Origin of the sequence: Acidovorax sp. CF316, from assembly GCF_000276605.1 — a bacterium.
GTDB lineage: Bacteria > Pseudomonadota > Gammaproteobacteria > Burkholderiales > Burkholderiaceae_C > Acidovorax.
The window spans coordinates 24,923-36,627 of sequence record NZ_AKJX01000131.1; the positions used below are offsets into that span (position 1 = coordinate 24,923).

The 11,705-nt window shown below is 60.7% G+C and carries 11 protein-coding genes; 9 read left to right on the top strand and 2 right to left on the bottom strand.

Going from position 1 to position 11,705, the window contains the following annotated elements; all coding sequences use genetic code 11:
• Nucleotides 1-129: 129 nt before the first annotated feature.
• Entirely contained in the window at nucleotides 130-1,044 is a 915-nt protein-coding gene (locus PMI14_RS16240) for a sensor domain-containing diguanylate cyclase (protein ID WP_007856188.1), read from the top strand.
• 35 nt (nucleotides 1,045-1,079) lie between these two features.
• On the opposite strand, the gene PMI14_RS16245 is transcribed toward PMI14_RS16240, so the two are convergent.
• Together PMI14_RS16245 and PMI14_RS16250 are read right to left on the bottom strand one after the other, a co-directional pair.
• Entirely contained in the window at nucleotides 1,080-1,832 is a 753-nt protein-coding gene (locus PMI14_RS16245) for a response regulator (RefSeq protein ID WP_007856189.1), read from the bottom strand.
• 17 nt (nucleotides 1,833-1,849) lie between these two features.
• Nucleotides 1,850-2,548, bottom strand: coding sequence for a helix-turn-helix domain-containing protein (locus PMI14_RS16250; protein WP_035204131.1), 699 nt, complete (start codon nucleotides 2,546-2,548; stop codon nucleotides 1,850-1,852).
• Between the two features lie 138 nt (nucleotides 2,549-2,686).
• Between PMI14_RS16250 and PMI14_RS16255 the strand changes: the two genes are divergently transcribed.
• The 8 genes from PMI14_RS16255 to PMI14_RS16290 all read left to right on the top strand — a co-directional run.
• Nucleotides 2,687-3,088: a response regulator transcription factor gene (locus PMI14_RS16255; RefSeq protein ID WP_007856191.1), complete on the top strand. Its 402-nt coding sequence runs from the start codon at nucleotides 2,687-2,689 to the stop codon at nucleotides 3,086-3,088.
• Nucleotides 3,054-3,824 carry an HD-GYP domain-containing protein gene (locus PMI14_RS16260; protein ID WP_108016495.1) on the top strand — a complete coding sequence of 257 codons (771 nt, stop codon included), beginning with the start codon at nucleotides 3,054-3,056 and terminating at the stop codon, nucleotides 3,822-3,824. Before PMI14_RS16255 ends, PMI14_RS16260 begins: the two co-directional genes overlap by 35 nt.
• 25 nt (nucleotides 3,825-3,849) lie before the next feature.
• Nucleotides 3,850-4,644 (top strand): ABC transporter substrate-binding protein, encoded by a 795-nt coding sequence (locus PMI14_RS16265; protein ID WP_007856193.1) that lies wholly within the window; start codon nucleotides 3,850-3,852, stop codon nucleotides 4,642-4,644.
• Between the two features lies 1 nt (nucleotide 4,645).
• Nucleotides 4,646-7,186: an ATP-binding protein gene (locus PMI14_RS16270; protein WP_007856194.1), complete on the top strand. Its 2,541-nt coding sequence runs from the start codon at nucleotides 4,646-4,648 to the stop codon at nucleotides 7,184-7,186.
• Between the two features lie 133 nt (nucleotides 7,187-7,319).
• Nucleotides 7,320-8,057: a chemotaxis protein CheW gene (locus tag PMI14_RS34270; protein WP_085947292.1), complete on the top strand. Its 738-nt coding sequence runs from the start codon at nucleotides 7,320-7,322 to the stop codon at nucleotides 8,055-8,057.
• Nucleotides 8,058-8,067: 10 nt separating this feature from the next.
• On the top strand, nucleotides 8,068-9,837 hold the full coding sequence (locus PMI14_RS16280; RefSeq protein WP_007856196.1) for a methyl-accepting chemotaxis protein: 1,770 nt from the start codon (nucleotides 8,068-8,070) through the stop codon (nucleotides 9,835-9,837).
• Nucleotides 9,838-9,939: 102 nt separating this feature from the next.
• Entirely contained in the window at nucleotides 9,940-10,854 is a 915-nt protein-coding gene (locus PMI14_RS16285) for a sensor domain-containing diguanylate cyclase (protein WP_007856197.1), read from the top strand.
• Between the two features lie 93 nt (nucleotides 10,855-10,947).
• Nucleotides 10,948-11,705, top strand: a 758-nt coding sequence (locus tag PMI14_RS16290; RefSeq protein ID WP_007856198.1) for a DUF3391 domain-containing protein, incomplete at its 3' end; no start/stop codon positions are given.

Consider the following 11,705-nt stretch of genomic DNA (forward strand, 5'->3'; position numbering starts at 1 on the left):
TGAGACCCGCACGAACACATCTTGATGCAGGTCACGCTGGGGAACCTGCACTTGACCGACCATGGGAAGGCCTCCGGGCAAGAACGGTGCCGGCGCACCGCCCAGGCGAGCCCCCCAGATCCCTCCCCCATGAACATTTCCGAGCTCATCGTCACTCAGGCGCCCGATGGCATCCTGTTCGTATCGGACAGCGGCACCATCGTGCTTGCCAACGAGGCGCTGTGCACGCTGTCAGGCTACCAGCGCCATGAACTGCTTGGAAAGTCCGTCGAGCTCTTCCTGCCAACCGATCTGCACCGATTGCATGTGGAAAACAGGCAGCGCTATGCGCTCGACCCCCAACGCCGACCCATGGGGACCATGGGGAACCTGACCCTGCTGCGCAAGGACGGTGCGTGGGTACCGATAGACATCGCACTGAGCCGTCTGGATGCTGAAGGCCATGTCGGCACGATCGCTTTTGTCCGGGATACGAGCGAGACCAAACAGTCAGAGCGGCAACTGCAGCACCAGGCAACGCACGACGCGCTGACGGGTCTGACCAATCGCTGGCTGTTGGGTGAGTACCTGCGTCAAGCCATTGCGCATGCAGAACGCGCAGGCAGGCGGATCGCACTTTTGTTGCTGGACCTTGATGGCTTCAAGTCAGTCAATGACACCTTCGGGCACGCCGTTGGAGACAAGCTGCTGGTCGATGTGGCTGGGCGTCTGACAGCGCAAGTGCGTGCCAGCGATGTCGTTGCACGCATTGGCGGCGACGAGTTTGTGATTTTGCTGCGGGAGGTCGAACAGCTTTCGGACGCAGTCGCGGTAGCCGACAAGCTGGTTGCTGCGCTCTCACTCCCTCGCATCGTCGACGGCATTACAGTCCAGACAGGCTGCAGCCTGGGTATCGCCATGTACCCTGTGGACGCACAAGAGCCCGACACATTGATGCGTTGCGCCGACCTCGCCATGTACCACGCCAAGGCACAGGGCCGGGGGCGCAGCATCGTGTTCATGCCCGGGATGTCGGATCTGACAGGGGCCGCCGGACGCACTTGAGTCTGAAACCCGCAGTCGGCGCGTCAGGCCACGCCTCAGCCAAGCAGCCGGGTGCGCAATTGTGCCCAGGCGGTGGCCGAGGCCCCTGCGTCGCCTGCCGCCGCAAGCGCTTCCAGTTGCTTTGCCACCCGGCCGTCCTCTGCCCAGCCCAAAGTGCGGAACACGGTGGCCAAACTGTGAGACAAGCGCTGCAGCGCCGCGAGATCGCCCGACTGCAATGCGGCGTCACCCGCCGCCAGGTCGTGTTCAAACTGCACAAGGCACTTGGCCCGGTAGGCACGGAACAGGCCTGCGTCTCCGCCAAAATAGGCAAGTATTGCGTCGCCATCCTCGCTTTCGCTCCCGCAGGCGGCTGGCTCGATCGGTACATCTGCAGCGGGTACCGGGGCGACGTCATTTCCAAGAAACGCATCCAGCACACAGGCCTGCAGTTGGGAGACCGAAGCCGGCTTGCGCAAGATACGCCATATGCCACGGCCTTCAAGCCGCGCCTGCTTGTCCAGGTTCACACCCGCGCTGAAGATGACCAGCTTGGCGCCAGCGAGTAGCGCGGGTTCGGAATGCAACCGGTCCACCAGATCGTAGCCAGACAAGCCGGGCAGCATCAGATCCGTGATGACCAGCCCCACAGGACGCTCTTGCAGCACGGTCAAGGCGCTTTCCACGTCGCCGCACACTGTCAGATCCACCCCTTGGTCTTCCAATGCCATGTCGATGAAGCGCGCAATCGAGGCGTCGTCTTCCACCAGCAACACGCGCCGATCCGGCACAACAGACGATTTGGTCATAGGGCCCCACTCAGTGCTCAGGAAGCAGCCCTGGTTTCCGCGCTCTGGGCGAGAAGCGCGGGCAACTCGAGCACCAGCCGAGGCTTGTGGATGAGGTTCACCCCCTGCAGCGCAAATGCATAGGGGGCGCGCTGGGATTCGTCCAACGAGGTCACGACGATGAGGCGGCTCCTGGCGAACTGGGGGTGAGAGCGCAGCGTCGTGATCAGGGTTGCTCCATCGATTCCGGGCAGCAGAATGTCCACGATCAGGATATCAGGCTGGATCTGGCCGTACATGGCCAGCCCGGTGATGCCGTCATTGGCAATGTGCAACTGCCAGGCCGGAAAGTGCTGCTCCACCAGCAAAGACACCAGGTTCTGGAAGTGGATGGAATCCTCGATCAGCAGCACCTTCTTCTCGCCGGGTGCCTGCACACGCCCATCTTCAAGCTCCGGGAGCGGCGTGGCTGGGTGCCTGAAAGGCTCGCGCGCTGCGACAGCAGACACCGTCGCATCGGCCAGAGGCACAGATCCGCCAGAGCGCGAACGCAACCACTGCTCCACCGAGCGGCGCGAAATACGCCGGTGCCCTCCCGGAGTCTTCCAGGCCTGCAGTTCATTGCGGTCCACCATCAGTTGCACCGAACGCACGGCCATTCCAAGCATCCGCGCAGCCTCGAAGGTAGTGAGCTGGTCGGCTGCAGGAGAAGCGTCGAGAGATTTTTCAGTTTTCATGACTACGCTATTTTACTTGCAAACGATTTGTATTGACACCGCTTGCAAATGAATTAAATGATTGATATGATACAAAAAATGCAAATTCATATCGAAATTGCAAATTCGCCTAATTGTCAGCATCCACCCAGGACATCCATGAAAAAAGTACTCATCGTCGAAGACCACGCCGACATCCGCAAGCTGCTGCACATGACCATGGAGTTTGAGGATTTCGAGATCTACGAAGCCGCCAACGGCGATGTGGGACTGGAAATGGCGCGCGCCCACTCACCCGATGTGGTGTTGCTGGACATCATGATGCCTGGCACCCTGTCGGGGCTGGAAGTCTGCCGCTGCATCAAGGCCAATCCCGCCCTGAAGCACACCAAGGTCATCATGCTCACCGCACGTGGCCAGGCCGAAGACCGGCGCGATGGCATCAAGGCGGGCGCAGACGAATACCTCATCAAGCCTTTCAGCACCATCCAGGTACTGGAAGCAATTTACCGGCTTGAAATCGCCCATGACCGGAGCCATTCCGATGCCTTCCCCCTTTGAAGGCGAGAGCACTCGCTTCGACGAAGCGGCAGCTGAACAGATGCTGCGCTTCGTGGAAGACTTTGGCCACATGTACCGCGAGAGAAACAAGGCACTCGAAGACATAACTCGGGCGCACAATGAGGCATTGCTGCAGTTGTGCATGGCCGCCGAAGCCCGCGATGATGATACTTCCGTGCACATTGTCCGCATAGGTTTTCTGGCCGAGGCGCTGGCACTGCTCCTGGGATCGACACCGGGCTTTGCCAGCTTGTTGCGGCGTGCTGCACCCATGCATGACATCGGCAAGATCGGCACCCCGGATCATGTGCTCAAGAAGGCAGGGCCGCTCACCAAAGAAGAGCGGGAAGTCATTCAACTGCACCCCGCCATTGGCGCACAGATCATCGGCAAATCCCGGGTGCCTGTGTTTCTGCTTGCCGCAGAAGTGTCGCTTACCCATCACGAGCGCTACGACGGCACAGGCTATCCCAGCAGGCTGGCAGGCCAGGACATCCCCCTGTCGGGCCGCATCACGGCCATCGTGGATTTTTACGACGCATTGACCATGGACCGCGTCTATCGCCCCGCATTCAGCCCGCAAAAAGCCCTGTCGATGCTCATCGAACAGCGCGGCACGGCATTCGACCCCGTGATCGTGGACACTTTCGTCCAGCACTTCGAACATTTGGACGCGTTGCGGCGCAAGGTCACGGAGCAACGCCCCACTTTCGCCGATCTGATCGACGCACCCTGAATCGTCCTCCTACCAGGATAACGCCATGCCTTTCATCCTTCGAATCGCTTTCACAAGCGCACTTGCCAGCCTGATGCTCAGCGGGCCCGCTCTGGCAGGCCCGGTGCAGGAAAAGATATCGGCACGGCATGCCGTGCGCGTCTGCATCTGGCCCGATTACTACGGCATCACGTTTCGAAACCCGCGCACCCAGCAACTGGCGGGGATAGACATCGATCTGTCCGCCGAGCTGGGCAAGGATCTCAAAGCGAAGGTAGAGTATGTAGAGACGTCGTTCGCCACCCTGGTCGAAGACCTGCAGGCGGACCGTTGCGATGTGGGCATGTTCGCCATTGGCATGCTGCCCCAGCGCATGGCGCACCTCAGGTTCACCCAGCCCTACCTGAGCAGCGATATCTACGGGATCACCACCAAGAGCAATGCCGTCATCAAGCAATGGGCCGACATCGACCAGCCTGGCGTGCTGGTGGCCGTGCAGGCAGGCACCTTCATGGAACCCGTGATGGGCGAACGCCTCAAGCATGCCAAGCTGGTGAGGATATCGCCCCCAGCCACGCGCGAGCGGGAGCTCGAAGGTGGTCGGGTGGACGTGTTCATGACCGACTTCCCCTACAGTCGCCGCTTGCTCGACAATGCCGACTGGGCACGCCTGGTGTCCCCGCCCAAGCCGGTGTTCGTGCTGCCCTATGCCTACGCCGTCAAACCGGGCGACGATGCATGGCTCAAGACCGTGGATGACTTCGTGGCACGCATCAAGCGTGACGGCCGGCTCGATGCTGCGGCCGCAAGGCACGGGCTGACCGAGATCGTCGTGCGTTGACATGGCATACCCCTTCACCCGCAGCCCGCCCTGGCGCCACGCCCAGGGCCTGGTGAAGCTCAGCCGCAAGGGCAGCAACACGGCGCTGCTCTGCGGCCTGCTGCTGGTGGCAGGTATCCTAGCGGCCACGGCATGGATATCCCTGAAAGACCGGACCAAGGCCATCGCCTCCGGCACCGAAAAGGCCGAACTGCTGGCACGTGTGCTGGAGGACCAGACGACCCGCACGGTGGAGAGCGGCCTCTTCATCCTCGCCACCATGGGCGATGCCAATGCATTGCACGCCCCCGGGGCCGACCTGCCGCGCACCGAGGCGTTTCTGCGCGAGGCATTGGCAGGCGCCCCCTTCCTGCGCACGGTGCTGGTCGCCGATGCCACCGGGCTGGTCATCGCCAGCAGTGCGCCACAGGAGGCGGGGGTGACCATTGATCTGCGCAAGCTGGGGCCGCGCCCGCAGAAGGGCAAAACCACCCTGGGCCCCTGGATCGCGGGCCGGGGCGTGGGCAGCCTGCGCGCCGGCGCACCGCAAGGCCCCACCCCAGCGGGCCTGGGCTTCATTCCGCTCATGCGCAAATTCGTCACGCCCGATGGCCAGGACTTGCTGCTGATCGGGTTGATCAACCCCGACGCGCTGGCCAATCAACAGCAGTTGGCCGTAGGCCAGGTCGGCTTCAGCTCCGCGATCGCATCGTACGACGGCCAGATTCTGGCGACCTCCCAAGACAGCGCACTCCAAGGGGCCAAAGCCAGCGATCTGCCCGTGTTCCGCGCATACCTGCCCGCGCGCGAGCACGGCAGCTATGTGGGCCAGGGACTGGGTGGCGGCAAACAGATCGTCGCCTTCCGCCTGTCCCGGACGCAGCCGCTTGTGGTCCTCGTGGAGGAGCCGCTGGATGCCGCGATCACCCGCTGGTGGACCGAATCCCAGGGCTACATCTGGCTCAGTTGCGCAGCGACCCTGGTGGTGCTGCTGCTCTCGCTAGTGGCTTGGCGCAGCCTGCGCTCGCGCGAGGCCGCCAGCCACGCCTCCAGGCAGGCCCAGATCCGCATTGCCCACAGCGAACGCGAGCTGGCAGTGCTGATGCGCAGCGTGCAGGAGGTCATCTTTCGCACCAATACCGCCGGCCGCATCACCTTCGTCAACGCCCGGCTGGCATCGCTGGTTGGTGGCAGCGAATCCGCGGCCATCGGCCGTCCGCTGCAGGAACTGGTGGAGCCCGGCAGCCGGCCCGCGGTGGAAGGTCTTTTTGCCAACGGCGAGGCGGGCGGAGTGCGCAACTGCCAGGCCATGTTTCGCCTGGAGAACGGCCGCCAACTGCTGTTCGACGTGGCACTGGTACCCCTGATCGATGATGGTGCGGTCATGGGCTTCGCGGGCAGTGCGGTAGACGCGACCGAGCGATGGATCGCACAGCAGAACCTCCAGAACGAACTGGAATTCCGCGGCCTGATGCTGGAAATGAATCCACTGCCTATCTCAATGACGGACATGGAAGGGCGGCTGATACTGGTGAACCGCGCCTGGGAGGAGTACCAGGGGCGCAAGCGCGCGGAAGTTATTGGCCTGCTCCTGCCCGACTTTCTGCCCACTGAAGAAAGCACTGTCCATGCGGCGGCCGACTGGCAACTGCAGCAGCGTGGCGGCCAGGTAATGTTCGAGACCCGGGTACTACACGGTGGCAGAACCTGGCGAGATACGCGGGTGACGAAGGCGGTGGTGACCGATGCCAGCGGGCAACCCACGGGCATTCTCTGTACGCTAATGGATGTCAGCGACTTCCGCGAAGCAGAGCGGTTGACCCGCGAAGCGCATGAGGCCGCAGAGGAGGCGTCTCGTTCCAAATCCGAGTTCGTGGCCAACATGAGCCACGAGCTGCGCACCCCCCTGCAGTCCATCATGGGATTTTCCGAACTGGGCATGCTGCGCGGCAAGGCCGACGCCCGGCTGGCGGGCATGTTCGAGGACATCCACCGCTCCGGCGAACGCATGCTCTCGCTGGTCAACGACCTGTTGGACGTGGCCAAGCTGGAAAGTACCGTGGGCACCTTCCACCTTGAGCGGGTGGATCTGCGCGGCATCATCCACCCCGTGCTGCGCGAGCTGGAGCCGCTGCTGGCCCAACGCAAACTGCACCTGGAGGTGGCACTGGGCGACCTGCCGCTCACGGCCAAGGTCGATCCGGTGCGGTTCCAGCAGGTCATCCGCAACGTGGTGGCCAACGCCATCAAGTTCTCGCCCGAAGCATCGTCCATCACCCTGCTGGGCAGGGTCGACCGAAGAGGCCAGATCCGACTGGCCGTGCGGGACCATGGCCCGGGAATCCCGCATGAAGAGCTCAGCGCCATCTTCGAGGCCTTCAAGCAATCCAGCCAGACCAAGGACGGCTCGGGTGGCACGGGTCTGGGCCTGGCCATCTGCAAGAAGATTGTGGAGGCCCTGGGGGGGCAGATCTACGCCGAGAACGTGCGGCAAGGCGGCTCGGTGTTCCACATCATTCTCCCCGCGCGCGGGGCTACCGAGACCATGCCGGCCGAACTTTAGAGGTCAGCAGCGCCAGTTCTCCAAGGAGCGACACGCAGGCTTTGGAACGAACGCCTATGAGGCATCTCCAGCCTCTGAAAAAGCATTCGATCGCATCCGGCTGGGCGAAGTGCTGCGCCTCTAGCGACTCTCGATGGTTGCACGCCAGCCAATGGCACGCCACCTTCAAGCAAGGGGCTTTATCCGAGCTTCGCCTCAAAGCACCCTTGGCTTCCATCGCCCGTCCCGGCACCTGCTGCTGGTGAGGCCGTCGAACTCAGCATCTGTGAAAAATGATTTCTCCTTGGTATTGATTTTTTCTTTTTTATCATTAAAATTGCGAAAAGATCATTTCAACCAAAAGACGGTTCCATCGATGACATCAATTTCACCTTATCAAGCAAATTCAACTGACCCATCCCACACCAAGGCGGAGGCTGGTGAGTACCTGGCCTTTCGACTTGGCACTGAGGCGTATGGCATAGGAATCCTTGGAGTTCAAGAAATCAGGTTCTACGAAAAGCCGACCCAGATAGCAGGCGCCCCGCCGCACGTGAGAGGGATTCTTGATCTCCGCGGGGTGAGCGTGCCCGTGGTGGATTTGCGGGTATGCCTGGGTCTTGACGCGCACTTCAACAGTTCCACCGTCACTGTCGTCATCAACCTGCCAGGACATCAGACCATTGGCGCAGTTGTTGACTCGGTCTCGGACGTGGTGGCCCTTGCAAAGGACCAGATACGAAATATGCCGTCCATGGGCGAATACGGCGAGGCACGGCATGTGACAGGACTTGCCTGCATCTCCCAGGAGTCCTCCGAGCTAACCCTGCTTCTTATCGACATCCCCCAACTGATGGCACGCGCCCAAGTCGCCGGTGCTGTAACCCACTAAGAAAGAATTTATGAACTTCAACAACATGACGGTACGCGGCAAACTGACTGCTGCATTCGGCCTCCTGGCGCTCCTGGTTTTGCTGGTGGCGGGACTATCTTGGAAGGCAATTTCAGACGCCAACGCCGCATTCGTAGGCTATCTGGAGGGCGTGAATGCACGATCAGAAATGGCCCAATCTGTTCGGATGGAAGTGGACAACCGTGCCATCGCTGCCCGCAATCTTGTTCTTGTGACCAAACCTGCAGATCTTGCAGAAGAGAAGACGAAGGTCCTTGCAGCACACAAAAATGCTACGGAACAGCTGGAAAAACTGAACAAAATGATCGCCAGTGCCAGCGATGCGGGAGAAAAAGCACGCAAGTTGATCAGCGAGCTCGACGCCATCGAGGCGCGCTATGGACCTGTAGCCTTGGCCATCGTGGACATGGCGTTGAACAACAAACACGATGAAGCCATTGCAAAAATGAATGAAGAGTGTCGCCCGTTGCTCGCCGCACTCATCGCAAAAAGCACCGAATACGACAACTACACGAAGGAGCAAGCCAAATCTCTCACAGAAGAGTCTGCTGCTCGCTTCGCCACGCAGCGGAGCATGCTGATTGCGGCATGCGCCATCGCATTCTTGGCAGCAGCCATTGCAGGGTTTTTGATCACCCGCAGCTTGACCAAGTCATTGGGTGGTGAGCCTGGCGAGTTGGGAGCGACCGCACAGCGTGTTGCCAAGGGCGACTTGAGTCTGGTCCTGGGCGCGGACAGCGCCCCAGCCGGCAGCGTGCTGGCATCCCTCGGCACCATGCAGGCGAACCTGGCCGAAATCGTGGGCCAAGTGCGCGGGGCGTCAGACTCCATTGCGACCGGCTCAACCCAGATTGCGACGGGCAACATTGACCTGAGCCAACGCACTGAAGAACAAGCCAGTGCGCTGCAGCAGACCGCCTCCACCATGGAAGAACTGGGCACTACCGTGCGCCACAACGCGGACAACGCCAACCAAGCCAACCAATTGGCTATGGGCGCCTCAGAAGTGGCAGTCAAAGGCGGCGAAGTGGTGAATCAGGTGGTTGGCACCATGAAGGGCATCAATGACAGCAGCAAGAAGATTGCAGACATCATTGGGGTAATCGACTCCATTGCTTTCCAGACCAACATTCTGGCGCTGAATGCTGCTGTAGAAGCCGCACGGGCCGGTGAGCAAGGCCGTGGCTTTGCCGTGGTGGCCAGCGAGGTGCGCAACCTGGCACAACGCAGCGCCCAAGCAGCCAAAGAGATCAAGACGCTGATCACTGACAGTGTCACCCAAGTTGAACAGGGCTCGGCATTGGTAGACCGGGCTGGCGAGACAATGCAAGAGATCGTTGCCTCCATTCGGCGAGTTACCGACATCATGGGTGAAATCAGTGCAGCGAGCCGCGAACAAAGCACGGGCGTGACCTCGCTGGGCCAGTCGGTCGCGCAGATGGACCAAGTCACTCAGCAGAATGCTGCACTGGTCGAGGAAAGCGCAGCAGCCGCCCAAAGTCTGCAGCTCCAGGCTGAGCAACTGGTTCAAGCAGTGTCTGTCTTCAGTCTTCCCACAAGCGGCGTAAGTCCTAAGTTGCCGTCGCATGGACAACGCGGCCTGGCAAACGTGGAGCGTCATCACTTCAACGCGCAGTCTCTGTCCCACACCCCTTCGTTTGATCGCCCGACGAAGCAAGTGTCGAACGTTCGCCCTTCCAAGCCCAAACAGGTCGCCGCTGCCGCGACTGATGGCCAAGGCGACTGGGAAAATTTCTGAGCTGCTCAGAAATAGCCGACACCAGAAATAGGTGCAAGAGCCCATTGGGGAAGTCGCCCAACGAACTCCAAACATCGACGACATCCAGATGTCCCACGACCTATGAATCTATCTGAGCTCATCATTTCCCAGGCGCCAGATGGCATCCTGTTCATATCCGACAGCGATGCCATCATGCTCGCCAACGACGCGCTTTGCAATTTGGCAGGCTACCAATCCCACGAACTGGTGGGTCAATCTGTCGACATCTTTTTGCCTGCGGACCTTCGCAGGTTGCATGCCCAAAGCAGATGGGCCTACGTTGAAAACCCCCAGCACCGGCCCATGGCCACCTTGGGCGAATTGACACTCTTGAGAAAGGATGGAACGACGTTGCCTGTGGAAATCGCACTGAGCCGCGTCGTCGACGCGGTGGAAAGCGGCACGATCGCATTTGTTCGAGATGCCAGCGAAACGAAGAAATCAGAACGGCAGTTGCAACATCAGGCCACGCACGACGAGCTGACTGGACTGGGCAATCGCCGGTCCTTTACCCAGCAGCTCGACCAGGCGCTGCTGCAAGCAGATCGCACTGGTCGTCAGGTAGCGCTGTTACTGCTGGATCTGGATGGCTTCAAGTCGGTCAATGACTCCTATGGGCATTTGATCGGAGACAAACTCCTGGTAGCGAGTGCGAAGACTCTGAAAGCGCATGTGCGCGCCAGCGATGTGGTGGCACGCTTTGGCGGCGATGAGTTCGTAGTTTTGCTGCGGGATATCGAAAAGCTATCCGATGCAGTTGTCGCGGCCAATAAGCTTGTAGCCGCGCTTTCGCTGGATCGAATGATCGACAATGTTTCGATCAAGACAGGATGCAGCCTGGGCATAGCCCTGTATCCTAAAGATGCAAGGGATGCGGAAGCCCTGAACCGCTGTGCGGATCTGGCCATGTACCAAGCCAAAGCGCAAGGCAAAGGGCGGAGTATCCCCTTCTCATCTGAAATGCAGGACATGATTCAAACGGTCAGGCTGGTATGACGCGGCGATTCAGTAGCACGCACTTCTGCGCCGAAGGTTGTACGAGGCCATGAAATACGCCCCGCTGTCTTTCTCCTTACCCTGGGAATCATGATGCTGAAAAGAATACAAATTGAGCATCTCACCTTGGGCATGTACGTGCACGATTTCTGTGGTTCGTGGATGGACCATCCGTTCTGGCGGGCGAAGTTCGTGCTCAAGGAGCCCAAGGACTTGGCACGCATCAAGGCCGCGTCCATCGAAGAGGTCTGGATCGATACCACCAAGGGCCTGGACGTGGCGGCCGGTGTGCGCTCCGTCTCGCGCGAGGAGGCCGACTTCCAGGTGGAGACCGATTTCGGCATGCTTGACAAGCTGCCGCCCCTGGTTGTGGACCCGCCGCCTTCGCCTTCGCCCCGCCGTGCGCGGGGCCGGGCACCTACCAGCATGCACAGCGAGCTTCAGGCGGCGGCGTCCATCTGCGAGGAGGCCAGGCAGGCCATGGTCTCGATGTTCAGCGAGGCACGCATGGGCAAGGCGGTGAATTCCGACAATGCACGCAGCTTGGTGGAGGAGATTTCCGACTCCGTCACGCGCAACCCGAGCGCCCTGATCAGCCTGGCCCGCCTCAAGACAGCCGACGACTACACCTACATGCACTCGGTGGCGGTTTGCGCGTTGATGGTGGCATTGGCCAAGCAGATCAACCTCAATGAAGAACACACCCGCAGCGCCGGCATGGCCGGGCTGCTGCACGACCTGGGCAAGGCGGCCATACCGCTGACCGTGCTCAACAAGCCGGGCAAGCTCACGGATGAGGAGTTCACCGTTATCCAGAGCCACCCGGTGCAGGGCTACCTCATGCTGCAGGA

Coding starts and splice junctions, on each gene's coding strand:
- PMI14_RS16240 (WP_007856188.1), top strand. CDS start 130: ATGAACATTTCCGAGCTCATCGTCACTCAGGCGCCCGATGGCATCCTG.
- PMI14_RS16245 (WP_007856189.1), bottom strand. CDS start 1,832: ATGACCAAATCGTCTGTTGTGCCGGATCGGCGCGTGTTGCTGGTGGAA.
- PMI14_RS16250 (WP_035204131.1), bottom strand. CDS start 2,548: ATGAAAACTGAAAAATCTCTCGACGCTTCTCCTGCAGCCGACCAGCTC.
- PMI14_RS16255 (WP_007856191.1), top strand. CDS start 2,687: ATGAAAAAAGTACTCATCGTCGAAGACCACGCCGACATCCGCAAGCTG.
- PMI14_RS16260 (WP_108016495.1), top strand. CDS start 3,054: ATGACCGGAGCCATTCCGATGCCTTCCCCCTTTGAAGGCGAGAGCACT.
- PMI14_RS16265 (WP_007856193.1), top strand. CDS start 3,850: ATGCCTTTCATCCTTCGAATCGCTTTCACAAGCGCACTTGCCAGCCTG.
- PMI14_RS16270 (WP_007856194.1), top strand. CDS start 4,646: ATGGCATACCCCTTCACCCGCAGCCCGCCCTGGCGCCACGCCCAGGGC.
- PMI14_RS34270 (WP_085947292.1), top strand. CDS start 7,320: ATGGTTGCACGCCAGCCAATGGCACGCCACCTTCAAGCAAGGGGCTTT.
- PMI14_RS16280 (WP_007856196.1), top strand. CDS start 8,068: ATGAACTTCAACAACATGACGGTACGCGGCAAACTGACTGCTGCATTC.
- PMI14_RS16285 (WP_007856197.1), top strand. CDS start 9,940: ATGAATCTATCTGAGCTCATCATTTCCCAGGCGCCAGATGGCATCCTG.